This window comes from Slackia faecicanis (assembly GCF_003725295.1).
GTDB classification, from domain to species: domain Bacteria; phylum Actinomycetota; class Coriobacteriia; order Coriobacteriales; family Eggerthellaceae; genus Slackia; species Slackia faecicanis.
In genome coordinates, this window is the sequence record NZ_QICB01000002.1 from 109,220 (window position 1) to 134,808 (window position 25,589).

Sequence of the window (25,589 nt, forward strand, 5' to 3'; positions counted from 1 at the left end):
ATAAATATTTCAATCCACGCTCCCCGCGAAGGGAGCGACTGGCTTTCGGGGTGTAGCAGCGTCCCGCCCTGGTATTTCAATCCACGCTCCCCGCGAAGGGAGCGACCGACGATTATATCAACACGTTCGCAGACCAACAATTTCAATCCACGCTCCCCGCGAAGGGAGCGACGCGCGCGAGATCAACACTCTGCAAAGCCGCGAGATATTTCAATCCACGCTCCCCGCGAAGGGAGCGACGAAAAGGCGAAAGCCGACCTCGCGACCATGGAGATTTCAATCCACGCTCCCCGCGAAGGGAGCGACCGCTACATATAGTAGCAAACATTCAACCCAATCAACCTGAAGGGCAGGTGGCAATTCGGAATCGATACCCCGCGACTCCTGGAGCAGTTAAATCGAACTTTTCGAGGTGCGAACCCCGCACATGAAATCCGGCCACTCTCGCTTCGCACCTATTCACCAGCCTCGCTGGACAACGCCGCACCAAAAGATTCCCCAGATCATCGACACCATGACGAAGCCTACGCATATTGTATAGAAGCCCCGGGGCAACTCGTTGCAATGACTTTCGCTGTCGCCAAGCCATATCAGAGCCGCAGCGATGCGAACGAATCCAGACCGTCATCGGTTCCGCAGCCACGCACCGAACCCACCGGGTCGCCCTTGAGAATCGCTTCGATCTGGCATTCGATCAGTCGCTCCATCAAGCGGATGCGACTCTCGGGAAGACCGGGCAGCAAAGACCTGTCGAATTCGAAGCCGCGCAGGTTCTTCAAATCGCGACGCAAGCTGTCAGTCAACACGAAATGCGCGACTCCGTTGAAATCGTCGCCGATCCTCGAAGAAAGCAACGCCGCGCACGCCATCATGCGTTCGAAATCTTCGCCGTCGTACGACGGAAGAAACGCTTTATTGTTGTCGAACACGGGCGCCATACCCAGCACTTCAAGGGTGTCTGCGTCGAACAGCACGCCATGATTTCCCAGATGGCGATCGGTATTTAAACACAGAGCATCGAATACGAGCATCTTTCTGAACGCCGCTTCGGCCCCGATGCTTGCGTAGAAATCGAGCATCGATTTCGGACGCGACGCGTCGTAATCGCAGGCATGCAATCTTCCATATTGAAGAAAACCGACGCTCTCGGAAGTGAAGGCTTCGCAGGCCGAAAAACTGCGCCTCGGGTCATCGCGATGCTCGGGCGAAAACACGATTCTGTATTCGACGCGCTCATCCAGAAACGCTGCGGCCAGCTGCGAGGCCATGGCCTCCGAATACGATTCGAATCCTAGGGGTTTGAAGCTGCCGCGGTCGGCCGACTTCAAAAGATATATTCGACCGCGGCGACGCATCCAACACTTCGCGTAGGAACCGTCTGTCGTGAACTCGGGAGAAAGGATCAAAGGCTCCGTCGCTCGAACATCCCGCCCGAATAAAGCAGCATCAGCAACGGGCCCGGCGAAATCATTCCGATACAAAGAAACGTCGCTCCACGACAACGACGAATCCGCAGGCTTGACCCAAAACGTATCATTGAGAGAAAGCGCGCACGTCCTGCGAATGAAATCGCTGGTCGAATTGCATCCGCACTGCCACAAAAGGCGATTCATATGCGTGCGATCCCGGGCGCTGAGGCGTTTTTCCAACCAGCTTTCCATGTCGGAAAAGCTTCGGGGAAGCCGCTTTGCATCGAACGCCCCCAGCACCTCGAATCGACCGGGAGAAAACGTATTCCCGCCCGCATCGGCAAACGACAGCACTTCCTCGTTCTTGTTCATCAGGCAAAACGTATCCGCGCCCGCAGCAGCATCCATAGACTTCCCCTATCCCACAAACAAAAGAAGGGCGCTCGCGGCCGCGGGCATGGTCAGCAGGCCCAAGAGCATGCGCGCCGCCTTCGCAACGGAGCCGGCGCGCAGCAACGCCGTTATCTCGGCGCGCTTGCAAAAAGCCTGGAAAACAAGGGCAACGGCTCCAGAAGCGAACAATCCCATTTCCATCGGTCTCCCCTTTCGGCGTAGCCATACCGAGCGGGAAGGCATGCGGACGAACGATTCGCCCCGCTTCCCGCTCCGCTTTCGATGGCCGCAATTATGCGATCGCCGCAAGAAGGCGGTCGACGGGTTATTCCGCTATATAAAGGAACAACCCATCGACCCAAGACCGAAACATGCAGTATGACCGGCTATCACGCTTCCGCAATCCTGCGGAAAACCGCCTCCGCCTTGTCGATATCCCTATAGCCGACCCGCGCAGAGCCTTCGCCGTCCTTCTCCCTTCCGCCAAGAACCTCCGTCAAGCGTTTGTAATTCGTTTTCGGCCTTGAGACGAACGGATGAATTCGCGCATGAATTCAAGGGCGTCTTGGATCATCTTCTCATCGCAATCAATCATGCTTTCAACCTTTTCTCGGCATTACCGCGCATGCGAATCGGCCGGCGCCTTCTTCCCGCGAGCCGCTTCTTCGTCATAAGACGCCCTCTCGGAAGCCGCCTCCTTCTCATGGAACGCCTGCTCGGCCTGCTGCTCGACAGAGGCATCGCGCGATCCATTGGAGCCATCGAGATGATACGGATGGAGATTGACTCGTTTCGCGATATCCTTTCGAAGCCGCGGCGGCTCAACGACGTCGATGCCGTCCAGGAACTTCTGCACCCAATAGCCTATTCCATCCGGAGGGGCCGCGAACGTAACGGTATACCAGTCCTTCTCCCTCTTCGGACGGCCGTCCCCTCCGGACCCCGCCTTGGCCTGAGTCACGCTCCAGCCTTCGCAGTTCGAAAACCGCTCGATCAGGTAATGCAGCGCTCTTTCATTGCATCGCATCTTGATGAGTTTCCGCTTGCCGCCCATTCCGTTCATCGACCAGCGAAGATACTCGAAGGGCGACTGAGGATCATTGAGTTCGACATACACGCTGGATTCGTCCTCCTCCGACACCTTCAGGTCGGCCATCAAATCGACTCGATGTATAGAAAACCCGTTCCCCTTCTTGCTCTTGTCCTTGCCCTTGCCCCCCTTCGTGCTCTTATCCTTTTCGGCGGTATCGGCGGCGGCCTTTGCATCGGTTCCTACGACTGCTCCGGCGGCGGCTCCGGCATCGGCTCCGGCGACGGCTCCGGCGGCGGCGTTGTCAACGCCCTCGTCTCCGATGAGTTTGTTCGTCAAGAGGAAGCAGTGGCCGTCTGCGTAGCGAAGGGCGTAAGGGGTCACGTCGATATACTCGTTTTTCGGCCTCTCATCCTGCTTGCTCGCCGACCCCTCATCCTGCCCGTTCGTCGCCGGCCCGGCTTTCCTGTCGTCGCTACACAACTGCGCGCCCGCCATATCGACTTTGGTCGAGTACTTCAGATCCGTGAACGAAATCGTCTTCTTATCAACAATCGCGCCATACAGCTTTGACAGCTCGGCCAAAAAATTATCCGTACTCGGCCTGATGTCCTTCTCTTCCTTCTTCAACTTACACGCGGGCTGCCCGATGGCGCCTTCGACCGCCCGACCGTCGCCCGAATCGAAATCGGTATCCAGCAAAAACGCCCTCATTCTGCGATCGCCCTGGAACTGCAGGCTTCTGAGTTTTCTCACAAGGTCGTTCGCATCCTTGTCTTTCATGAACGGACTGGCGTCGATCATGGCGATCAGAAGCTCGATTTCATGGTCCTCAAGCAGACGGCCGGGTTCGAACCAATACAAACCCTTCCTGCGAGACTCACTCTTCTTTTTCGCTTCATCCAAACCGGCCTTTTTTTCATCATCGTCGGTCAGGTCGCCGAAACCCATCTTCCAGCTGAAAAAATCGATCAGGGACTCTTCCTCAGTAAGACGCGGCTTGATGGAGCTGAATTCCATCATGGCGGGAAGCAGCTTCTCCCTCACGTAATCGTCCGACACTTCGCAATCATAGACATCCTTGAGATACCTCACCACATCGGAAACGGAAAGTTTGCAGCCTTTGGTCGAACCGGAATACTCCATGAAAATGCGCTCGGCCGCAAGCGGCACCCAATACGGAACCGCCCTTCTTTGACCGCCCCTCTTCTTGCCGCCGGCAACCAGCTGCGAATCCGCCTTCACGCCCGCCCGGTTCGCGGCTTTCACGCGCTCCTGTTCCATGGGATTTCCCTTCTTTCGACAACGACGGCATTGTACCGCCCCCGCCGCAATGCAGGACGCTGTTCCTTTATTTAGCGGAACACGGAGCGGGAAATCGGCGGAAAAAGCCCGCGGGGAACCCAATGGCGCCGCTGCCGAAAGAAAAAACCGAACCCGCACGAAAACGCCCGCGCAAACCCCCGACGTCGATGCGCGGCTCGATGACAAATTCAATCTTCCGCTATTTAGACGAACAATGCTCTGAAAAAACATGGCGTCGCAGGAATAATGGGGCCCATCGACAGCGCAGTCGGAACGAATCCGAACACATACCTCTTAAGGAAAACGAAGCAGACGCAGCCCGTATCTGCAGGAAAGGAACCGCAATGAAAAACGTCAAGAACCTTGCCATGATCGCCCTTAAATCCCTCGTGCCGATCCTCTTCATCATTCTGATGATAGAGCCGCTCGTGCCTTCGATCTGGGACGGGCTCATTGCAGAAGGCGCGCCGAGCACCGGCATCATTTTGTTCTCGATCGCCATGGCGCTCGACGCCGCGGGCCTCATTTCGGCCATCGCGACTCAGGCGGCGAAGCTCGGCGACAAGATGCATTCCTTGCTCATGAATCTGTCGATCGGCGCGCCCATCCTTGCCAAGCTTCCGCTCTTCCTGGCCGTATTCATGCCCGTAGAGATGAATGAGGCCAATATGCCCATCGTCGCCGTCTACGCCATCGCCTTCATCGCATTCATCGTCGCTGGAATCGTGAAAACGCTGAAGACGACCGACGACAGCAAGCCCTTCAAGCGCTGCGCCGGCCTGGCGTTCGCCATCTACGTCGGCGGATGGACCCTCACCATCCCCCTCCTGCGCTTCATCCCCCACCTCATTGCAGGAATGTTCATCCTTGCGCGCTACGCCGTCAAATAGGCGACGCGCAGAACCCTCGCACGCATCCGTCCGAAAGGAATGCCCATGAACACCGCCTCCGACCTCATCGAGCGCCACGGCCTGAATGCGCCGAGCATCGCGCTGCTTGAAAACCGCACCGTATCGATCTGGGGACCGATCGACGACCTTGTGGCGAAAAGAACGATCGAAGACATCCTGTACCTCGACCACGAAAATCCCGGCAAGCCCATCACGCTGCAAATCTTCAGCCCGGGCGGCAGCGTTTCGGCGGGGCTCGCCATCCTCGACACCTGCCGAAACGTCAAAAGCAGCGTGAACACGATCGGCATCGGAACCTGCGCATCCATGGCGGCGGTGCTGCTCATATGCGCCGGCGACAAAGGATGCCGCTACGTCACCGAACACGCCGACCTGATGCTCCACCAGCCCCGCAGCTCGCTGTCGGGCGATGCGACCTCAATCGAAGCCGTCGCGCAGAAGATCTTGCGCACGAAAGACGTCCTCGAAGGGCTTATCGCAGACGCATCGGGAATGACCCGCGCAGAAGCGAGCCGCCTCTGCGACCGCGACACATGGCTCGAACCGGAAGAGGCCATCGCCTTGGGGCTGGTCGACCGCATCGTAGGAAAGAACCGAGAGGAGGCATAGCCATGAACGAATCCACCAGGCCGAATGGAGCCGCACGAGCCGAAGGGCCCCAGGCGACGAAGCTCATGCACAGCCTCATTTTCATGTGCAACAAGTCGAACCGCGTTCCCCGCACGATCGAGGAAGCGGACAAGCAGCGCCTGGCCTTTCTCAAAAGCGTCACGGCGGACGATATCGTCGCGGCGTGCAAACAATACGTCGTCGGGCAGGAAGACGAACTGCGACGCGTGGCCGAGTACGCCTGCCTGTGGCTTGCACGCTACTTCGCGCAAAAAAGCGGAACGCCCGAAAACGACCTGCCCACGCTGAACGCGCTTCACCTCGTCGGCAGCACCGCCTCGGGCAAAACCTTCATCTGCCGACAGGTGTTCCACGAATACCTGGGGTTCAATTACCACCATACGAGCACCGCGTCCATCACGGGAGAAGGCTGGAAGGGCGCATCGATATCGAACGTCCTCAGGCGGGCGGCGAGGGAGCAGTCTAGATTGGAAGCCGAGATAAGCGTCTTGTTCTGGGACGAAATCGACAAGCACACCCAACGGAACTCGCGCAGCCCCGAACTCAGCTTCAACCCCCTGACGGACCTGCTCGTGCCGCTTGAAAAAACGGGAGTCTACGCCATCCCCGAGCAATACAACGATTCCGACGAGCCCGACCTTCTGGATACGAGCCGCTGCCTATGGGTGTTCGCGGGAGCCTACGAAGGCATCGGGGGAAGAATCGTGCGCAAGCGTCTCATGGACGAAGCGAGCGAAACGTACGGCCTGCTCGCCGACGCCCAAATCAAGGACATCGCCGGCATGGACGAAGAAGAGCTTCGGGAGCGCATCACGATCGACGACCTGATCGAATACGGCATGCTCCCCGAGTTCCTCGGCCGCGCATCGTACATCGTCGCGCTCAAGTCGTTGAAGCAAGACGACGTCGCCCGCATCGTGTGCGGCACGCCGCACAGCCTCGAGCAACGCTACGGCATGCTCATGCCTAAAGGTGTGGAGCTGCAGGTGACCGATTCGGCCGGCCGCCACATCGCCCGGCGCGCGATCGATTCCAGCCTCGGCGCGCGCATGACCAACAGCATGCTGGCCCCCATGGTGGCCCGCCTGGCCGAACGGGCGCGCAAAGACGAACGCGCCAAACGCGCACGCATCGACTTCTCGCGAAAAGAAAACCGACCCGAAGGCCTGTTGCTCGACGAAACGGACCTCGTTCTCGAAAGGATCGCACTGTAATGGACGTCCTCTACATCAAAGCCATCGAAAAAGACCTTTTCGAACTGAACAGAGACCCCGAATGCGTCGGAGACCTGCTGGCGCGGATCGTCGTCGGCGACCCCACGAAGCCGGTGCGCAACGACTACGTGGCGGCATGCGCGTACAATCTCGTCAAAGCCTCCTTCATATATCTTAAAGAGACGGCCCCGCCAAGCCAGAGAACCTACAAAAACGCAAAGACCATGTGCGGCATGGAAACGGGGCGGTCCAGACCGCCCATCGAATTCCTTTTCAAGGATAATTTCAAAGAGAAGCCGGAAGATTTCTCCAGCCCATCGGCCTATCGCGCATTCGGGAAAGCCGTCGATGAATACCTGCGATTCGATGGCGCCTACAGGCAGGAAGCCGCTCAATACTGCAAGAAGCAGTTCGAGCGCCTGATCGACGGCCGGCAATAACAAGGCGGCATCGGCGAAGCGCCCGCGCCTTTCCCGATGCCTCCCCTCGCGACCCGAAAGGAGACGCCGTGAGCATCTTCTACATTTCCGACACCCACTTCGGGCATGCGAACATCATCCGCCTGAGCAACCGCCCGTTCCTCGATATCGCCGAAATGAACGCCGAGCTGATCGCACGGTGGAACGCGAAGGTGACCGACGATGACGACGTGTACATGCTGGGCGATTTCGCCTATCGAAGCGCCGAAGCGACGAGCGTGATCGCGGGCAAGCTCAAGGGCCGCAAGCACCTCGTCATCGGCAACCACGACAACCGGTGGATGAAAGAGCCCAAAGCATGCGCCCAGTTCGTCGAAATAGCCCGCCTCATGGAAATCGACGACGGCGGGCGCCTGGTCACGCTGTGCCACTACCCCATGATGAGCTGGCACGACATGGCTCGCGAACGCGGCTGGCACGTGCACGGCCACATTCACGAGAACACCGACGCACCCTATTGGCCGCTGCTCAAATCGATGGACAAGGCCCTCAACGCCTGCGTCGAAGTGAACGGCTACGAGCCCGTCACCTTCGACGAGCTTCTGGAAAACAACCGTGTATGGAAGGCGGCGCATTAGCCGCGAACCGGCATCCCCCACACGCCGACCGAACGGCCCGCATGGACGAGCTTCCGTGCGGGCCGTTCGCTTCGGGCACGCCTCGTAGACCGGCGCGAGCGGCAAACCAACACGCATTCGCCCCGCCGCTCGCGTTCATGCCCACGCCTGAGTCCCGCCCCGACCTCACGCCCTATTTACCGATGCCTGCGCTGACTGACGCCTGCAAAAAATAATATTTCTTTTGTCATTCGTAACACTTGCATATCGACAGACGCCCTTCTTTCCCATAGAATTCGCAGGCGCGTATGCCTAAATCCGACTAAATAGGTCGGTTTGTCGAAAGCGTATCGCCAGCTATTCCCACGAGTTCCGTCGCGCGGCAGACCGAACGGCACGAACCACGCACGGCTCGAACCGCACAACCCCCAAGGAGGTGTGTCTTGAGCAACATCAGAGACCTGATTCTCAGCGAGGGAGTCATTTCGATCAGAGATGATTGCAAAGGATGCGACGATTGCGTCAAAGTGTGCCCGAACAACGCCATCACCGTGAACGGCCTGGGCACGAAACATGTCATCGACCCCGCGAAATGTCTGAGCTGCGGGCAGTGCCTGATCACGTGCCCGTTCGGCAGGATCGAAGACAAAAGCATGGTTCAGGAAGTCAAAGAGGCCCTGGCCGGAAACAAAGTGGTCGTGGTGCAGGAAGCGCCCGCCGTGCGCGCCGGCCTCGGCGAGGCATTCGGCCTGGAAACCGGCACCGACGTGGAAGGCCGCATGATCGCGGCCCTGCAACAGCTCGGCTTCGACCACGTCTACGACACCGTGTTCGGCGCCGACATGACGATCATGGAGGAAGGCCATGAGCTGATCGGTCGTCTCATGCGCGACATGGGCGTACCCGGCTACGAAACCGTCGAAGGCAAGATTCCCCAGTTCACCTCGTGCTGCCCCGGCTGGGTGCGCTACGCCGAGCTGAACTACCCCGACATGCTGGAGCACCTGTCCACTGCGAAGTCTCCCATGATGATGCAGGCCGCCGTCACCAAGACGTACGGCGCGCAGCAGCTGGGAGTCGACCCCGCCGACATGTTCAGCGTTGCCGTCATGCCGTGCACCAGCAAGAAATACGAGGCCTCGCGCCCCGAGTTCATTTCCAGCGGATATCGCGATATCGACGCGGTCATCACCACGCGCGAACTGGCGCAGATGATCGAAGAAGCCGGCATCGATTTCGACTCCCTCACGCCCGACGAGCCCGAAAGCCTGCTCGGCATGGGCAGCGGCGCGGGCGTCATCTTCGGCAACACGGGCGGTGTCATGGAGGCGGCCCTGCGCACGGCCTATGCCGCGCTTTCGGGCGAAGAGCTGGAAACCTTCGAAATAACCGCCGTGCGCGGAGACGACGCGGTGCGCAGCGCTACCGTGACGATTCCCCTTTCCGACGAATGGAAAGCCGTCGCGGGCGTCGAGCGGCTCGACCTGAACGTGGCGATTGTCAGCGGCAGCCAAAACGTGACGAGCGTCATGGAGGAAGTCGCCGCAGGCACGAGCCCCTACCACTTCATCGAAGTCATGAACTGCCCGGGCGGATGCGTCAACGGCGGCGGTCAGCCGATCAATCACGAAATTCTGTAAGGAGGCGCCATGTCAACCCACACCCAACGAACCATCGGCGACCCCAAGGGCATCACGCGCCGCGAAGCGCTGATCGGCGCTGCCACGGCCATCGGGTCGATTCTCGCGGCCACCGCGATCGGCGGCGTGTTCGTAGGAACCTATAAGAAGGTCTACGAATACATCGCCAAGCGCAAAGGCGTCCTGTACGCCAACGACCAGGCACGGCCGCTGCGCACGTCGCATTCGAACCCCGAAATCATCGCCTTGTACGAGCAGTACCTCTCGCCCGGCGCCGTGGCGCCCTCGCGCACCGAGCTGTCGCACCGCCTGTGCCACACCGTGTACGGCAAAAACGTCGAAGCCCACGTAGCCGAGTTGAAAAGCCGCTCGCTCGAAAGCGCCGAGCAGGAAACGCACGCATACATGGAAACGTTCAAGGCCTAGGGGGAATTCATGAGCGAAATGACCATCACGAACCCCGCTGCGCAAGAGCAGCCGGGTCTCGAACTGAGAATTTTCAAACACAACCTGTCCACGCGCATCATGCATCTTTGCGTCGCGATCGGCTTCATGTACTGCGGCGTCACGGGATTGCTGCTGTTTTTCGGCGCGCCCGTGCCGCGCTCGTTCGTGGCGCTTTCCCACTGCCTGCTGGGCGTGCTGTTCATCTCGGCGCCCGCAGTCTATGTCGTGGCGAACTTCCGATCGTTCAGCCGCTTCATGGGCACCATCTTCCACTATGACAGAGACGACGTGGGCTGGATCGCCGCCCCCATGGGCGGATACCTCGACCCGTACCTGTTCCGCAACAAACCGCCGCACTACGTTCCGCCGCAGGAGAAGTACAATACCGGCCAAAAGCTTGCCGGCATCTGCCTGGTTCTCGGCGGCGTCATGCTCGCGATCACCGGCTTTTTGATGTGGGCGAACGCGGGCGAAGGCATCTTCGGGCTGGTCAAGATCGATATCGGGCCCGGCGGAACCTGGTTCATCTGGACGCTGCACTACGTCATGGCCCTGCTCATGCTGGCCGTGTTCGCCGTGCATTTCTTCCTGGGAGCCATCTATAAAGAGACCAACGTGGAGTTCGGCACCATGTTCAAAGACGGTACGGCCGACTACGCGTACACGAAGAAAAAGCACGGCAAGTGGCTGCAGTCTCTCGAAGTGATCGACGAAGAGGTCGTGGAAGACACGCCCGAATACCTCGCCCAGCACCCCGAAGCCAAGCAGGCCGCATCCGGCGCGGCGCAGGAGAAATAATGGCGTACCTTCTGTGCTCGATCGCCGCAGTCGTCGTTTCCTGGGACCTCGCCGCGCCGCTCAAGAACCGCTCCGCGATTTTCTACGGAGCGGCGGCGGCGCTTTGCGCGGCCCAGTTGGCGGCCCTGCTTCTTGTTCCGCATAGCGCTTTCGAGCAAGCCGCATCGCTGTTCATCGGCAACGGGCTTCTGTCGTTTTGCCTGTTCGCCGTGGTCATGTTCACGGGATGCTTCAAGCCCGGATCCAAGATTCGCAAGCGCCTCATGCAGGTGCGCGAACCTTTGGCGAACACCGCGTCCATCCTGGCGATCGGCCACATCCTGTTCATAGGCGTCGAGCACGACGTCGACCCGAGGCTCGGCTCCGCATTCGTGCCTGCATGCGTCGTGTTGGCGATTCTGCTGATCGTTTTGGGCGGCACCTCGATTCCCCGCGTCAGAGAAGACATGGGGCTAGCCCGCTGGAAGAAGACGCAGCGTCTCGCCTACGTGTTTTTCCTCGTCGCATGCCTACACGGCGCCCATGCGGCGGCGGCCACGGGCAACCCCGGCCCCGCCGCCTTCTACGCCGCGACGGGGATAATTTACGCCGCAACACGTCTGACCGCCTGGCTCGGCCATCGCAAGCGCTTTGCGCAGGCGAAACATACAACGCGCTAAAGCGCAGCCGAACGGCTCGCACGGACACGCTTCCGTGCGAGCCGTTTCGTTTCAAGCGCAACCGGGGCCGAAAAACGAAGGGCAAGCCGGACGAACCCTGACTGCACCGGGACCGGCGCCGCAGAATGCGCATCCAGCCCGCAATACGCACTATTTTGAAACAATATGTACCGAATATCGTACATATCGGCGCCGAGGGAGTACAATGCATCCCAAGGACCGAGCATCGGCCCGCCCTCGTCCACGCCGCGCCGATCCGCGCGCACGTTCGAAGGAGCGCCATGAACGACCGCGATCGCAAACCTTCCAGCCATGCGCACGCCTCGCATGCAACCCCGATTTCCGCCGAAACGGCGGTCGAGCTCGAACGTCTTCGAACCCGCCTTTCCGACGTCATCTTCGAAATAGATGACATAGAGCTCCAGATCAATCCCGCCATAAAGCGAGATTACGCCGTAAAAATCGCCTGCTTCGAAAACGACCTGCTCAAAGCGGATATAGAGGCGCGACGCGCCAAACGCAAGCTCGCCATAGCCCGCGCGCAGGCGAACAGGGGCGAATCCATCGCCGAAGACCTGATCGAATCCGTGCTGCAGGACGAATTCGCCTCGTGGGAAGCCTCGTTGAAGGAGCACCTCGACGATTACCTGAAGCGCCCTGAGGAGCGGGCCTCGACGCGCGCCATATCGACGCACGACTCCCGCGAGCTCAAGCGCCTGCATCGTCTGCTCATCAAGCGCCTCCACCCCGATACGAACATCGGACACGAGGAAGAATGCGAGCGCTTCTTTCTGCTTGCGCAAGCGGCGTACGAAAACGGAGACATCGACCTCATGCGGTCGGTCGAAGCCGCGACCACGCACCTGGGATCGGGCGGGCGCGCTCCCGAAACCGAAGACGAGGCCCAGGCAGAAATCGCCATCGTGCAGGCCCGCATCGATATCGCCCAGGGAAAGCTGCACGTCCTGAAGACAAGCAATCCGTACGCGCTGAAGGAAAAACTCGACGACGCCCAGTGGGTCGCCGAAACCGTCATGGACCTCAAAGAGCGCACGGCGCAGCATCGCCGAGCGCGCGATTACTACCTGGACGAATACGGATCTTTGAAAGAAGGAGGCTGCCGTGAATGACATTTCGATCATCGCCCAAGGCGACGGGATTCTCGGAGCGCTCTCGAACGGCGACGAGCGAGCCCCTTCGGTCGGCATGCCGTTTCCCACGACCATCGTGCTCCACGAAGACATCGTCGTCGCGGGAACCACCCACATCGCCGACCTGGACCGCATTCTGGAAAACGTCGAATTTCCCGTGCAAGCCTCGTTCGTCAGAGACCCCGACAACCTGCACGACAAGTGGGCCATCAAGGTCATGCTGGGCGACAGGCGGATCGGATTCGTGCCCTGCGACGTCAACGAGGTTCTCGCGCGGCTCATGGACGGCGGAAAAATGATAACGGCGACCGTATTCGAGAAAGAGCAGCTTGGCAGATGGACCAAGCTTCATATGGAGGTGAAACTCGTTGATTAGCATGCACGACAAGAGCTACGACTCCGCCCAGGACATAGTCGACCCCTGCTGCGTTCCCGTTTTCAAAATCGACCGAACATGGCATGACGGCGACGACCCCCTGCCCGCCATCTGGACGACGATGCCCCTCTTCGACGAAAACGACGAGCCCGCGGGGCGCATGTACGATTCCCGGTATCCCTGGGACGACGACCCCGACCCCGAGGGCGACGGCGCGACCTTCCTCGGCGCCCGCTACTACAACGAAGCCATGAGCTACACCGCTCCCGAAGACCGAGAAACCAGGATCGAATGCTTTCAGGCGGCGGAGATCCTTTATCTGCACGGCGCGGCCAAAGGAAATGTCATCGCGTATGCGAACCTGGGCTACGTGTACAGCTACGACCGCTGCGAAGGCAGATATTTCGTGGACACGCGCCACGCCGAAAACGCCAATGGAAGCAGCAAGCCCTACCCGCGCGAAGAGCGCGCATTCGAATGCTTCTCCTACGCCGCGAAACACGACGATGCCGAAGCGTGCTATAAACTCGGCGACATGCTCAAGCGCGGAACAGGCTGCGAAGCGAACCCCGCCGAGGCGCTGCGGTGGTACATGCGCGCATACGAGCTGAAAGACGGCGAGCCGCCGCATGTATGGGGAAGCATCGCGCTGCGCCTGGCCGACGCATACGAAAACGCATACGGATGCGAACTCGACCTCGAAAAAGCGCTGGAGTGGTACAAGAAGGCGGAGGCGGGCCTCGATATCGGTGTGCGATCGGGAGCGACGTTCTACAACAAAACGCTCGCGAACGTGCGAGCGGCGATCAAGCGCCTCGAACAAGAGCTCGACGGCACATACTGACGCACGCGAGAATCCCGCATCGACAAAACGAAGGGTCCGCATCCCGGCGCAACGCCGAGAATGCGGACCCTTCGCCGCAAATGGGCAACTCACGCCCCTTCCACGTCGCAGAAAGAAACGCCCAGGCCATCGGCAAGCTTTCTTTCGAATGCAACGAGTCCCTCGAACATGCCATCAAGCTTTTCGAAAATCTCGCTTTGGTCGCCAAGCCTAAACGCTCCGCGCGCCGTAGCGCCGAATGCGTATCGGGCGCGTTAGCGCATGCGCATGCGCACGCTCATGTCGATGGGCTTGGCGGTGTAGGGCGCCGTGGTGGCCAAGCCGTCGACGCCGGTTCCTGCATAAGCAGCGACGTTTTTGTCGTTCACGCCGCCCGCGGCCACGATCGTCAGGCGCGGGTCGATCGCGCGCAGCTGCTTCACCAAGTCGGCAAGCTCATCCACAGAAAGCTTGTCCACCTGCACGCCATCGACGCCTGCCCACGGCACGCGCCCGTCCGATTCGGCACACACACGCATGCTTTCGGCGTTGAAGCGCGCCAGCTGCAACGCGCGCTGCGCGTCAACTTCGACGAACAGCTTCTTTTCGGCGCAGCGCGGACGAATGGCGGGCAGCTGCTCGACGAACTTCTCGAAGCCGCCCATGAACGTCAGATGATGGTCGAACACGAGCACCGTTTCCGACAGGCCCAAGCGGTGCGGAAACGCCCCGCCCGCAAGGACCGCGTCGATGAGCAGGCTTTTCACGCCCGGCATGCTCTTGCGCGTGGCCAAGATCTCGCACGCGGGGTTCACGGCATGGGCGGCATCCGTCATAGCGCGCGTCTTCGTGGCCACCGCCGAGCAGTGGTCGAACACGTTCAGGCACACCTTCCACGCCCGATGCAGCGCGGCGGCGCTTCCCTCCATCGTCATGAACGACTGCCCCGCCTCCAGGCTATCGCCCGACGCCGCGCGATCGACCACGCGGCACCCCAGCTTGCACGCGATACGCTCGACGATTTCCACGCCCGCAAGCACGCATGCCTCGCGCGTGAAATATTCCATCGTTCCCTGCTGTTCGGCGACGCCCAGCACGTGGCTCGTCAAATCGAAATACGGCACGTCTTCGGCGATGATGCGGTCGATCAGTTCATCGGATACGGTAACCATGAGGCCCCCTGACACACGGCAAAACGAATGCAACGCCCCGCTCCCCCGAACGCGGCTGCATTCGATGATAACCCATCCCCCGCCATCCGGCCGAAACCCGGCGTCGCGCCGGCCCCTGACGCATCAAGCGACAAGCGTCAAACCGACGAAAAATCCCCTTGCTACACTGCCGCGCAAGGGAGCGGACCGGCCGAACGCAAGGACGACGGCAGCATCGCAGCCTTCCCTCGGCAGGTTCGCGGCATATTCGGGGAAGGGAGTCATCATGTTCTTCTACGAGCCGCTTACGGCCACGGCATGGGTGAGCGTCCTGCTGTATCTGGCGTTCCTCATAGGCATGAACGAGCTGTCGCGCCTCAACAAATGGGTCGGCGGCGCCATCTTCATCGCATTGCCGCTGATCCTGACCATCTTCGTCTGGCCCCATACCGCGGTGGAAGGCACCGGCGCAGGCACGTGGTTCCAGTGGGTGAAAACGTATTCGTGCTTGGCAGGCGCCATCCTGGGTGGCTGATCGTCTACTTCCCCGCCTTCCAGAAGAAATACATCGTCTGCATTCCGCCCATCATCTTCGCCATCAACATCCTCGAGGCGTGCATCCGCGACTTCCAGCTTACGGGCGTCAACGGCATCGTGGACGGCTACATGGTGGTCGGCGGCCCGTGGAACGTCATCAACGGCATCGCCGGCATTTTGAACGCGCTGTGCATCTGCGGCTTCTTCGGCATCATCGTCAGCCGCGGCAAGAAGAAGGACTTCGTATGGCCCGACCAGCTGTGGTTCTGGATCATCAGCTACGACCTGTGGAACTTCGCCTACACCTACAACAGCGTTTCCGACCGTTCGATGTATTGCGGCCTGGTGCTTCTGGCAGCCTGCACGATCCCCGCGTTCTTCATCAAGCGCGGCGCCTACGCGCAGCATCGCGTGCGTACGCTTGCCGTGAACATGATCGTCACCATGACGATCCCCTGGTTCTACCTGCACCCGGCCTTCGTGGTGCACTCCACGAACGCGCCCGCCGCGCACATGACCATCTCGGTCATCGCGCTGCTGTTCAACATCGGCGTGTTCGTCTACCAGGCCTACACGATCATCAAGAAGAAGCGCAATCCCTTCAAGCAGGAGCTCTACATCGACAACCCCGGATTCCGCAAGGTCTACCTTGAAAACATCGACGTTCCCGAAGATCAGCGCGAAGCGGCGTTGGCCAATCTGGAAGAGTTCGGCTACGAGGCCGCATGGGACAAGAAGGGCCGCGTCGACACCATGGTCACGCGCCCGTAGCGCCCAGACTCTGGGGCTCTACGCCATGTTCGCCATGGCCGTGCCGCAGTTCTACACCTTTGCCGAAATTCCCACGACGCATAACACCGCGCGTTTTTCGTCGTGAGCCTGGTGGCGCTGGCGTCCAACGTGGCGCTGGCCGCCTACCAACTGCACCGAATCCGTATACAGCGCCTTAACCCGCTGAAAGACGAGCTCTATACTGACAGCAAAAGCTATCGAGAGGTCGTCGAGGAGAACCGCTGATCGGCCGCCGTGCCTGCGAGGCCGGCGCGGCGCGAGGGCGCGACGGCCTCGCAGGCGAGCGAAGGAGCCGTCATGTCTGCCAGGAAAAGCGCGATCATGCCGGAATTCAACCCTGACCTGCCGCATCCCGTTACGCGGCAGGTCAGGCGAAGTGCACGCCTGGAGGGAACGGCCGGCGACATCATGCTGGCCGCGCGCGACCTGTTCGAAACCGAAGGCGTGGCGGCCGCCAGCATGGCCGCCATCGCGCGCAAGGCGGGCGTGGCGCGCAGCCTGGTGTACTACTACTTCCCCGACAAGCAGGCCGTCACCGACGCCGTGCTGGACGACTATCTCGAAGACATGCTGGAAAGCGTGTCCACCTGGAACGAGCTGCGTATATTCGGCGACATGCCCGCCGAACTGAAGAATTGCGTGGCCACGTTCAGGCGCGTGCTCTACACCGCATCGGGGCAGCCGCGCCCCATGTTCGCCGTGCTCGACGAGCTAGGCATGCGCGAACAGTTCGCCACGCAGGCGGTGCGCGAGGTGGTCGCCTGCATTCAAGACTATATCGTGTCCGAATACACGGCATACCGCACGATCGAGATACGCCTGGTTCCCGAGACGTTCGGGCTGCTGCTGTTCGGCCTGGTGGGCATGATGAAGGCGAAACCCGACATCACCGACGACGAACTGGCCGAGCTTGTCGCCCAGACGCTGCGCCTGGATATGACGGTGCTCGACCCGCCGCCGTGGCCCGAGCATCCCGACGCGCCCATTCTGCGCGCAAGCTAGTCACCGCAGAAATCCCGGCGAACCTGCGCCATGAGCCGCGCTATGCGCTCGTCGGCGAGCGAATACGCGACGCGCTGTCCCTGCTTTTCCGACGAAAGCACGCCCGCCGCCTTCAGCGCGGCCAAATGCTGCGACGGACCCGGCAGCGAAATCCCCGGCACATGCTCGGCGATCTGCGCAACCATGCGAGGCCCGTCGAGGCATCACAGCCCGGCGGATCGCGGCCGTCGCCGCATGCCGTATGAACCGCCCTAATCTTCCAGGCGCTCGCGCAGAAACGCGCGGTATTCGTCGACCAGGCTCTGAGGGCCTGCAATCTTCACCGCGCCGCCCATGCCGGCCACCCAGCCGAAGAACTGCTCGCTCACGCACACCTTCACCGTGGCCCGGGAGCTTCCGTCCTCGCATGCCTCGCTTGCCACCACCGCATCGGCGAAGCGGTCGGCGATGATTTCGTACTTGTCGGGCGCGGCGGCCAGCACGGCCTCCTGCTCGTTGCCGACGAAGCGCCCGAACACGGCAACCGATTCGCTCATGGCCTTATACGATTTCGTGGCCTCGTTGGACACGGCGGGTTCGTCTTTCAGGACGGCGAACGACGTCATGCGATCCAGGCGATACTCGAGCATTTTCTCGCGCTCGTCGTCGAACGCGGAAAGATAATAGAAGCCCGCATCGTAGGTCACGGCGACAGGCGTCACCACGCGCGGCACGCCGAGGTGTTCGGCATGGCGCTTTCCGTCGGGGCCCTTCCTGGTGTAGACGAACGACACCTTGCAATTCATGTTCTTGGCCTCATAGATCGCGTCGACCTTTTTCAGGACGCTTTCGTTGAAGCGCTTGATACGCCCCACCACGCGAATGTCACGATCGAGCTTGGGCTTGTCGAGGTTGGTAGCCAGCGTTTTCACCTTCTCGACCAGAATGCCCGCCTGCCTTTCGCTGATGGCACGGCACGAATACACCGCGTCGGCGATCAGCATGAGTTCGCCGGCATCGAGCTCGCGGCTGGCGATGGCGTATTCCACGGGATTGCGCTGGTAGGTTTTCACTTCGATGCCGAAGGTGCGCAGCAGCTGAATGTCTTTATAAATGCTCTTGCGCTCGGCGCTGACGCCAAGGTCGTTGAGGCGCTTGATGATTTCGGACATGGTCAGGCCATGTTCGGCGTCGGTTTCCTCCTGAAGAATCCTGAGCAGGTACAAAACCTTGATTTTCGAGGTTTTATTATTCGCCATGATCCACGCAGCTTTCGTTAACGGGCTTATGCCAAACCGGCATTTTAACAGACGCCGCGTCAACGGTCTGCACTCGAAGCGTGCGAACGTAAATTATCGTTTATAAACCGTTTCGCCCATGCGCTCCGTCGCGTAGCCCACGATGCGCGCAGCCTCGTCCTTGAACGCGCGCGACCCGATCAGACGGACAGCCGCGTCCACGAACGGCTTGCTACGTTCCTCTTCTGTGAAGGCCACATCGAGCCATTCGGTCTGCAGAGGCAGAAAGTCCACGCCTTCTACCTGGTGAAACACGCGCTCCGACCCGATGCAGACATCGGCCGCGCCGCGCGCCAAAGGACACGCAGTGAAGATTTCTGCCCCCAACCAGCTCAAAGGCACCGTTTCCTCCGTCGCCGAAGGCGCCGTGAACGGCATCGTGACCATCGACCTGGGCGGCGCGGCCGTGAAGGCCTCCATCGCCATGGAAGCCATCGATGACCTGGGCATCAAGGAGGGCGTCGACGCCTACGCCATCATCAAGGCCACCAGCGTGATGTTCGCCGCCGGCTCCGAGCGCATCGCCGGCATCTCCGCGCGCAATCAGCTTGCAGGCACCGTCGAAAGCGTCAAGAAGGGCGCCGTGAACGGCCACGTGTCCCTGAAGCTCGCCGACGGCGGCACGATCAAGGGCTCCATCACCAACGACGCCATCGACGAGCTCGGCCTGACCGAGGGCGCTGCCGCGCTTGTCATCGTAAAGTCCACCGACGTGATCGTGGGCGTCGAATAAGGCTGACCCCCAAACGGCATACCGCGTCGCACAGGCGCCCCGCACGGCACATCGCCTCGCGGGGCGCTTCTTCGTTTTCGGCAAGAAGCGTCTCTTTTCCAGCAATCGAAACGTCGATGGGCCGTCTGGAATGCAGCGTCTGCAGGCATGGCCCGAGTCGCCCTGCGGGCAGCTTTGACGGATAGGGCATGCAGCACGAGCCGCCAAAGCGCGGCGCGATCTCTTCCCCAACCTGAACCCTCGCCGATAGGCCGCTTGGAACGCGGCCGCCGCCGCAAGGCACCGAACGCGCAGCCCCAGCCCCTCCCCGCCTTCTTTCCTCCCTTGCGCGCTTGCATGCTTATTGTTATATTTAGCCTATAACAAATAGAACAATATCGAAGAAAGGGGCACGAAGATGATCATACGGATAGACCAAGCGTCGTCCGATCCGGTGTATCTGCAGATTCGCGACCGCATCGTGGAAGCGATCGCCTGCGCGCAGCTTTCCGCGGGCGACCGCCTGCCAAGCGTGCGCGCCCTGGCAAGCGACCTGGGCGTGAACCTGCACACGGTGAACAAGGCCTACGCGGTGCTGCGCGACGAAGGATACCTGGTCATGCGAGGCCGAGCAGGTGCCGTGATCGCCGATTTCCAACAGAGCGCATCGCCCGAGCGGCTGGCCGCCAGCACCGAGAAACTCGAAGAAAGCCTGCGCCAGCTCGCCCTTGAGCACCGCGCCCAGGGCGGAACGTGCCGCTCGTTCGTTGATAAGGCGCGCGAGCAGGCCGAGCACGTCTTCGCCGACGCCGAACGAACCGACCCGACGAAAGGAGCGTGATTGCCGTGATCGCCGCCGCAACCGTAACCATGCTGACCATGCTGACGCTTTCCGTCGGCCTGCTGCTTGCCTTCACCCCGTATCTCATGCGCCGCAACGAATGCTTCGCCGTAACGGTGCCCTCCTCTGCGCAACATGACCCGCGCCTGATGGCGCTCAAGAAACGCTACGCCGCGATTATGACGGCCGTCGCGATCGCCTGCGCCCTCGCCTCGGCAGGAGCAGGCGCGCTGATCGTTTCAGGGAGCGAGTCGCTCGGCACGACGCTCGAATGCGCCGCCGTCATGGCTCCCATCGTTGCATCGTTCGCGCTCATGCTCGTCAATCGCCGTGCGGTGACCGCCATCAAGCACGCCGAAGGCTGGCGAGCTCAGAGCAGGCAGGCCATCGCCGTAGCGGCCGAAGACGACCTGCCCGGCGCCGTTTCCCTGGCGTGGAACCTGCTCTATATTCCCGTCATCCTGGTCACGGCATGTATCGGATTCGCCCTGTATCCATCCATGCCCGACATGCTGCCCATGCATGCCGACTTCTCAGGAAACGTGACGGACTATGCCCCGAAATCCATCGCCACGGCGATCGGGCTCCCCGTGCTGATCGAAGTGTTCCTGGCCGCATGCCTCGTCTTTTCGCACTGGTCGATCAGGCATTCGAAACGTGCGGGCGACGCATCGGCTCCCGCCGCCTCGACGCTTGCATACGGGCTTTTCGCCCGCGCGCAAAGCATCTTCCTGCTGGCCGTGGGGCTCATTCTCAGCGGCGGCATCGGCATCCTATTCCTGCTTGCCTCTGCGGGCTTCGTCAACCTGAGCCAAGCGGGCGCGATCGTAGTGCTGCTGACTATTCCCGTGGTCATCGGCAGCATCGCCTTGTCCGTGGCGTACGGCCAGGCGGGTTCGCGCGTGTTCTCACGCATGCAGACAAGCTCGGAAATGACGATGGACGATGACGACCATTGGAAGTTGGGCATCTTCTACGTCAATCGCGACGATGCGAGCCTGTTCCTCCCAGAACGATTCGGCATAGGCTGGACGCTCAACTTCGCCCGTCCCGCCGCGTGGGCGATCATCATCGGAATGCTCCTTGTCACCGCGGCCTTCATCGCCGTCGTGACTGCCTTGGCGGCATAAATGCGAAAACCCCGCAGCCTCGAGCACGATTCGCCGTGCGGGCTGCGGGGTTTTTCGTTACCGCAAAATATCCAGCGCGTCTCGACCGCCGCGCGCTACCGGAGATTTTCCTCGCGGCGCGGGCCGCGCATGCGCAGGGCGATGACGGCCGCGGTCAGCGACGAGAGCGCCGCGATGCACGAACCCACCGCCCAGGGTGCCGTCGCATCGGACATGGCGGCAACCACCCGGTCGGTCTCGCCGTCATCGGCCCGGGGGTCCGATTCGCCGCTGCCGCCTTCGGCAGAAGACGGGGCCTGCGAACCCGCGCCTGCGGCCGCCGAACCGGAGGCTTCGCCCTGGCCGGGCGTTTCGGCAGACGAACCGCCGTTTTGGCCGGACGGGCCGCCATCGGCATCGGGGCCGCCTGTCGAACCGTTGCCGCCCTGGCCGCCTTCAAGATCGGGAGCTGTGCCCGACCCGCCGTCGTTCTGACCGGAATCTTGACCGCCGTCGCCCGCATTCGGGGCATCGGCATCGGGGCCTTGCCCGTTTCCGCCGGATTCCTGGCCGCCTTCGCCGCCGTTTCCATCGGGATCGGGGTCGGCTCCGTCTCCGCCATTCGATCCGCCGTTTCCGTCAGGATTCTGACCGTCGCCCACCGGAGGAGCCTGGCCGTCGCCGTTGCCGCCGTCGGTTCCGTTCGAGCCGTCGCCGCCCGCGTCCGGCCCGTCAGGGTTCGTCACGACCACCTTCACAGGCGCCTTCATCACGGTTTGGGCATGATTGTCGCCCTCGAGCGTGCGCGCGAAGGCGTAGTACTCGACATCGGGGCTCAATCCCACGAACTCCGATTCGGACGTCCACGCATCGAGCACGGAAGTCGCAGCCACGCTGGCCGCGTCGTCTGCGGGATGCTCGGGGATCGTGCAGAGCGCATACTGCACCTCGGCGTCGTCGGCGCCGTCCACGGACAGGCGCGCCGTCGTCGCGTCCATCTCGACGGACAGCGTCAGCTCGTGCTCGACCCGCTTCGTCACCTCGAGCGCCACCTCGGCCTGCGCCTCGCGCGCGCCCGGCTCTTCGCCTTCGGCATGGTAGGACACGATCGCCGCCGCGGCGTACGTTCCCGCCGCAAGCCTTGACTTCGCCGAAACCGACCACGAGCCGTCCTGCGCCCCTGGCGCTATTTCCGAAGCGCCCGCAGACACCGCGAACGCGTCGGTCTGGGCGCCGTCTTCGCCCGACACGATGCGCACGCCGTCGATGAACGCAGGCGCCGCGCCGCTGTTGGCCAGGGAAAGCGCCGCCGACGGAGCCTGAACGCCGTACTGCACGCTTCCCAGATCGATGGGCGACGCCTGCAGCTCGGGGCTTTCCTTCGCGACTTCGAAGAAATCGAGCAGCGCGCACGCGAAGAACGCGTCGCCATTCGCGCCCTGCGCCTGCAGCTTGATATAGCGGCCCGTCACGGGCTCGTCGAACATCACGCGCACGGGCTTGCCTGCCTTCCACGAAAAGCCGCTGGCAACCTTGGCCGTGCTGAACGCATCGGAGGCCACGGCCGCTCCCGCAGGCGCGCCCGTATCGGGAGCCACGGAAACGACCATCTTATGGCGCGGCGTGCCGTTGCCGTGATCGGGACGCGGCCAGAAATCGAACGCGGCGATGTCGCGCTCGCGGCCCAGGTCGATCACGATCCAGCCATCCACATCATTGCCCGACCAGGCATTATGCCAATACGAAAGCGCATTGCCATCGAGCACCCTCCTGGCACCGCCCTCGCCGTTTTGCGACGACGAATACGAATTCACGTTCAACTCCGCGTACGGAACAAACGCCATCTTCTCTTCGCGGCCTTCCGTGAACGAAAGCGTCGTGGGCTCGGAGGCAAGCATGGTGCCCGAAGCCGCGCGACGCACCTGCACGTCGACATCGCCCGCAAACAGATTGCGCTCGGCCAGGCGCGTCCATGCGCCGTCGCTCACGCGTGTTTCTATACGGGCCGGCATCTTGGAATCTTCGAAATACAGCGCGTTCGAACGATCGTTGAGGAAGTGGCGCGGAAGCTCCTTCGGCGCTTTGCCGATATCGATCGCATTGACCGTGTTCGACCCGATGAACCTGACCAGAATGTCGTTTTCGGCCGTGATGGACGCCACCTGCTCGTCGGTCAGATCCTCTTTCACCTGGCCGTTCACCAGCTGCTTCCACGACGCTCCGCCGTCGAGGCTGTACTCCCACGGCGTGCCGCCCGAAGCGAATTGGGCACCCAGCTTGATCGCGTTCGCATCGGGGCCGTCGAACGAAAACGTCACCAGATGGCCGTCGGATTTGCCCAGAAGCACATTGGCCATGGCCTTGGAAATCTCCGGCTGCAGCACGTCGCCCGCCTCGGCCTTCGCGGCCTTTTGCAGCGTACGCACGCGCAGATCCTCAAGCTCGACCATATAGGCGCCCTTGGTGCGCTGGTCGATCACCTTCATGAAGTCGTGCATCGGCAGCGGGTAGTAGGCGAGCGCGTCGGCCACGTGGCCGGCCAGTGCTATCCATTCCTGCTTACTCGCGCCCTTCTGTTCATACAGCGCGATCTTGGCCGTGATAGCGTCGTAATTGATGCCCTGGGCCGCAAGGGCGGCGTCCACGAGCACCGATTTGTCCTCGACCGATTCGAAGCTGTCGGCCAGAAGGCGCAGCTCGTAGCTGCTCGCATACGCATCGAAATCGTTGAGCGCGTCCTGAGCGTACACGGTGTAGGTGCCGCCCCTGACGTATTCGCCCTTGTTCTCGCGCTGCTGCTTCCAGTTGTTCAGATAATGCGCCGCTGCCGGCACGTCGGAGTTCGACCACCCCGACACGTCGTTTTGAATGCGGTAGCCGCCCTCGAGCTCGCCCGCGGCGTTCGTGCGCAGTTCATAGGTCATCGTGGCCGCATGCCCCGGCTGCCCTACCACCGCGGACGGAGCGCCCACCATGCAGTTGAGGTTCGAAAACGTCTTCGCCAGCGCGCCGCACACGCCGCCCTTTTCGAACACCATCCACAGGCGGTGGTACTGTCTGACGTCAGTCGTGGCGCCGGGGGCGCTGGAAATCTGCCCGCAGCCGATGTAGAAGGGGTCGCCTTCGGCCTGGCTGGGGAAGTTCTCGTCGACGTAATCGAGCTTGTATTTCTCTTTCCACCCGCCCGGCCATTCGCGGCGTGCGCCGTTTTCGCCCGAAGGCTTGATCTCGGTGACAGGGCCGTTGAAAAGCGCCTGGTCATAGAAGCCTTTGTAGGCGTAGGTTCCCTCGCTTGCCCAGCTGTTGTTCACGCCGCCGTACCAGATGTAGGAATACGCGTTCAAACGGTCTTTTTCATGCGCAGGGTCGGGCTTCACGGCAAGCGTATAGTTGGCGAGCCACGGCAACTCCGCGTCGGTGATCTGATTTTCGAACACCCAGCGCATGTTCTCTACAGGCAGCCCATCGAACAGGTCTTTCTGGAAGCGATAACGTTCGGCGTTATCGCGGAAGATTTTAATGGTCTCGTAGCGCACCAGCGGGTCGGACACGAAACCCGGGTCTCCTGTCCACAGGCGCGAACGACCCGATTGCGCAAGCGACGCCGACACCATCATGCGCAGATGCACGTCGGCTTCGGCGCCTTCGAGGTCTTCAGGATGCGCGGCGCGCAAACGGCGCAGGATATCCAACGCGCCCACATGCTGGCGAGCGCTCGCCTTGCCGTCGCGCACGTTGGGATCGCCGCCCAAAACGTAATAACGCAGCGTCGGAAGATCGCTCAGAAACCACGCGAGGAAATCGGCCCTTTCGGCAGATTCGTCCGCGTATGCGGCAAGGTTGTCGTAGCCGACTTCCGAAACCAGATTGCGCTGCAGGATAAGCAACTCCCGATCCTCGGAAAGAGCGCCGTTGCGCACGGCGTCCGACCATTCGCCAGGCGCAGCCTCGGCGCGAATCGATTCATCGAGCGCCTCGAGCGTGCGCAGCTCGTCAGGTGCCGCGAAGGCACGCTCAGGCAGCGCGAATGCGCACGCGAGCGCAAGCGCAGCGAAGCACGTCGCAATAAAAAAACGCGAGACCTTCCCCATGCAGTATTTCACTTGTTCCCCTTTCGTCCACGGCGCCGGCGGGCCGGCGTCGCAGGCATGCCCTGTCCGCTCGAAAAAAACGGACGCCGCATTATAAAGGCAAGATGGCGCCCAGGGCCACGATAAAAATCAGGATGGAGAAAAAACCTCTGCTAGAAAGAAACCGGGAAGAAACGAGGCGGCGCAACGGCCGTCAAGAACGAGGTTCAGGACCGAAGACGCATAAGTTCGGGCCGGGCCGTCGTTTCGACGGGC

The 25,589-nt window shown here is 61.4% G+C and carries 27 protein-coding genes and 1 CRISPR repeat array (1 of these 28 cut by a window edge); of the genes, 20 read left to right on the forward strand and 7 right to left on the reverse strand.

Going from position 1 to position 25,589, the window contains the following annotated elements; all coding sequences use genetic code 11:
* A CRISPR array of direct repeats spans positions 1–306; the repeat unit is 33 nt; unit sequence ATTTCAATCCACGCTCCCCGCGAAGGGAGCGAC (it extends 3,616 nt beyond the left edge of the window).
* A 284-nt stretch (positions 307–590) separates the two neighbouring features.
* Positions 591–1,328, reverse strand: a complete 738-nt coding sequence (locus tag DMP07_RS08695; RefSeq protein ID WP_148039631.1) for a HipA domain-containing protein — start codon at positions 1,326–1,328, stop codon at positions 591–593.
* A gap of 285 nt (positions 1,329–1,613) precedes the next feature.
* On the opposite strand from DMP07_RS08695, the gene DMP07_RS08700 reads away from it, so the two are divergent.
* Positions 1,614–2,024, forward strand: a complete 411-nt coding sequence (locus DMP07_RS08700; RefSeq protein WP_148039632.1) for a hypothetical protein — start codon at positions 1,614–1,616, stop codon at positions 2,022–2,024.
* A 394-nt stretch (positions 2,025–2,418) separates the two neighbouring features.
* Here DMP07_RS08700 and DMP07_RS03090 read toward each other — a convergent pair whose 3' ends face one another.
* Positions 2,419–4,368: a WYL domain-containing protein gene (locus DMP07_RS03090; RefSeq protein ID WP_123197690.1), complete on the reverse strand. Its 1,950-nt coding sequence runs from the start codon at positions 4,366–4,368 to the stop codon at positions 2,419–2,421.
* Positions 4,369–4,481: 113 nt separating this feature from the next.
* On the opposite strand from DMP07_RS03090, the gene DMP07_RS03095 reads away from it, so the two are divergent.
* The 12 genes from DMP07_RS03095 to DMP07_RS03150 all read left to right on the forward strand — a co-directional run bounded on the left by DMP07_RS03095 (position 4,482) and on the right by DMP07_RS03150 (position 13,843).
* Entirely contained in the window at positions 4,482–5,027 is a 546-nt protein-coding gene (locus DMP07_RS03095; RefSeq protein WP_123197691.1) for a hypothetical protein, read from the forward strand.
* A gap of 45 nt (positions 5,028–5,072) precedes the next feature.
* Positions 5,073–5,657, forward strand: coding sequence for a ClpP family protease (locus DMP07_RS03100; protein WP_161957009.1), 585 nt, complete (start codon positions 5,073–5,075; stop codon positions 5,655–5,657).
* A 2-nt stretch (positions 5,658–5,659) separates the two neighbouring features.
* Positions 5,660–6,892, forward strand: coding sequence for an AAA family ATPase (locus DMP07_RS03105; protein WP_161957010.1), 1,233 nt, complete (start codon positions 5,660–5,662; stop codon positions 6,890–6,892).
* Positions 6,892–7,332, forward strand: a complete 441-nt coding sequence (locus tag DMP07_RS03110) for a hypothetical protein (RefSeq protein ID WP_123197694.1) — start codon at positions 6,892–6,894, stop codon at positions 7,330–7,332. The genes DMP07_RS03105 and DMP07_RS03110 overlap by 1 nt, the downstream gene beginning before the upstream one ends.
* 68 nt (positions 7,333–7,400) lie before the next feature.
* On the forward strand, positions 7,401–7,949 hold the full coding sequence (locus DMP07_RS03115) for a metallophosphoesterase family protein (RefSeq protein ID WP_244594830.1): 549 nt from the start codon (positions 7,401–7,403) through the stop codon (positions 7,947–7,949).
* 422 nt (positions 7,950–8,371) lie between these two features.
* A complete protein-coding gene (locus tag DMP07_RS03120) occupies positions 8,372–9,568 on the forward strand; it encodes a [FeFe] hydrogenase, group A (protein WP_123197695.1) in 1,197 nt (398 codons plus the stop codon).
* 9 nt (positions 9,569–9,577) lie between these two features.
* Positions 9,578–9,994: an iron hydrogenase small subunit gene (locus DMP07_RS03125; protein WP_123197696.1), complete on the forward strand. Its 417-nt coding sequence runs from the start codon at positions 9,578–9,580 to the stop codon at positions 9,992–9,994.
* A 9-nt stretch (positions 9,995–10,003) separates the two neighbouring features.
* Positions 10,004–10,813 (forward strand): cytochrome b/b6 domain-containing protein, encoded by an 810-nt coding sequence (locus DMP07_RS03130; protein ID WP_123197697.1) that lies wholly within the window; start codon positions 10,004–10,006, stop codon positions 10,811–10,813.
* Complete coding sequence (locus DMP07_RS03135) at positions 10,813–11,472, forward strand: ferric reductase-like transmembrane domain-containing protein (RefSeq protein WP_123197698.1); 660 nt, start codon at positions 10,813–10,815, stop codon at positions 11,470–11,472. The genes DMP07_RS03130 and DMP07_RS03135 overlap by 1 nt, the downstream gene beginning before the upstream one ends.
* Before the next feature lie 281 nt (positions 11,473–11,753).
* Complete coding sequence (locus tag DMP07_RS03140; RefSeq protein ID WP_123197699.1) at positions 11,754–12,602, forward strand: J domain-containing protein; 849 nt, start codon at positions 11,754–11,756, stop codon at positions 12,600–12,602.
* Complete coding sequence (locus tag DMP07_RS03145) at positions 12,595–12,999, forward strand: HIRAN domain-containing protein (RefSeq protein ID WP_123197700.1); 405 nt, start codon at positions 12,595–12,597, stop codon at positions 12,997–12,999. The genes DMP07_RS03140 and DMP07_RS03145 overlap by 8 nt, the downstream gene beginning before the upstream one ends.
* 1 nt (position 13,000) lies before the next feature.
* A complete protein-coding gene (locus DMP07_RS03150) occupies positions 13,001–13,843 on the forward strand; it encodes a tetratricopeptide repeat protein (protein WP_123197701.1) in 843 nt (280 codons plus the stop codon).
* Between the two features lie 254 nt (positions 13,844–14,097).
* Here DMP07_RS03150 and modD read toward each other — a convergent pair whose 3' ends face one another.
* The gene (gene modD, locus DMP07_RS03155; protein ID WP_123197702.1) at positions 14,098–14,994 is read right to left on the reverse strand and encodes a ModD protein; all 897 of its coding nucleotides are present in this window, start codon (positions 14,992–14,994) and stop codon (positions 14,098–14,100) included.
* 265 nt (positions 14,995–15,259) lie between these two features.
* On the opposite strand from modD, the gene DMP07_RS09040 reads away from it, so the two are divergent.
* The 4 genes from DMP07_RS09040 to DMP07_RS03165 all read left to right on the forward strand — a co-directional run bounded on the left by DMP07_RS09040 (position 15,260) and on the right by DMP07_RS03165 (position 17,304).
* Positions 15,260–15,508, forward strand: coding sequence for a DUF5692 family protein (locus DMP07_RS09040; RefSeq protein ID WP_211324492.1), 249 nt, complete (start codon positions 15,260–15,262; stop codon positions 15,506–15,508).
* Complete coding sequence (locus tag DMP07_RS03160; protein WP_211324493.1) at positions 15,460–16,281, forward strand: DUF5692 family protein; 822 nt, start codon at positions 15,460–15,462, stop codon at positions 16,279–16,281. Before DMP07_RS09040 ends, DMP07_RS03160 begins: the two co-directional genes overlap by 49 nt.
* Before the next feature lie 102 nt (positions 16,282–16,383).
* Complete coding sequence (locus tag DMP07_RS08880) at positions 16,384–16,527, forward strand: DUF5692 family protein (protein WP_211324494.1); 144 nt, start codon at positions 16,384–16,386, stop codon at positions 16,525–16,527.
* A 72-nt stretch (positions 16,528–16,599) separates the two neighbouring features.
* Complete coding sequence (locus DMP07_RS03165) at positions 16,600–17,304, forward strand: TetR/AcrR family transcriptional regulator (RefSeq protein ID WP_244594831.1); 705 nt, start codon at positions 16,600–16,602, stop codon at positions 17,302–17,304.
* On the opposite strand, the gene DMP07_RS03170 is transcribed toward DMP07_RS03165, so the two are convergent.
* From DMP07_RS03170 to DMP07_RS09095, 3 genes are all read right to left on the reverse strand, one after another.
* Entirely contained in the window at positions 17,301–17,489 is a 189-nt protein-coding gene (locus tag DMP07_RS03170; RefSeq protein ID WP_123197703.1) for an ArsR/SmtB family transcription factor, read from the reverse strand. The two genes, DMP07_RS03165 and DMP07_RS03170, sit on opposite strands and share 4 nt — an antisense overlap.
* A 66-nt stretch (positions 17,490–17,555) precedes the next feature.
* Positions 17,556–18,542: a helix-turn-helix transcriptional regulator gene (locus DMP07_RS03175; protein WP_123197704.1), complete on the reverse strand. Its 987-nt coding sequence runs from the start codon at positions 18,540–18,542 to the stop codon at positions 17,556–17,558.
* A gap of 93 nt (positions 18,543–18,635) precedes the next feature.
* Positions 18,636–18,815, reverse strand: coding sequence for a hypothetical protein (locus tag DMP07_RS09095; RefSeq protein WP_211324495.1), 180 nt, complete (start codon positions 18,813–18,815; stop codon positions 18,636–18,638).
* A gap of 73 nt (positions 18,816–18,888) precedes the next feature.
* Here DMP07_RS09095 and DMP07_RS03185 point away from each other — a divergent pair, with 73 nt between their 5' ends.
* From DMP07_RS03185 to DMP07_RS03195, 3 genes are all read left to right on the forward strand, one after another.
* Positions 18,889–19,314, forward strand: a complete 426-nt coding sequence (locus DMP07_RS03185) for a TOBE domain-containing protein (protein ID WP_123197706.1) — start codon at positions 18,889–18,891, stop codon at positions 19,312–19,314.
* Positions 19,315–19,711: 397 nt separating this feature from the next.
* A complete protein-coding gene (locus DMP07_RS03190; RefSeq protein WP_123197707.1) occupies positions 19,712–20,134 on the forward strand; it encodes a GntR family transcriptional regulator in 423 nt (140 codons plus the stop codon).
* Between the two features lie 5 nt (positions 20,135–20,139).
* Positions 20,140–21,264, forward strand: coding sequence for a DUF1648 domain-containing protein (locus DMP07_RS03195; RefSeq protein WP_244594832.1), 1,125 nt, complete (start codon positions 20,140–20,142; stop codon positions 21,262–21,264).
* 95 nt (positions 21,265–21,359) lie between these two features.
* Here DMP07_RS03195 and DMP07_RS03200 read toward each other — a convergent pair whose 3' ends face one another.
* Positions 21,360–25,346 carry a discoidin domain-containing protein gene (locus DMP07_RS03200; RefSeq protein ID WP_123197708.1) on the reverse strand — a complete coding sequence of 1,329 codons (3,987 nt, stop codon included), beginning with the start codon at positions 25,344–25,346 and terminating at the stop codon, positions 21,360–21,362.
* Positions 25,347–25,589: the final 243 nt, after the last annotated feature.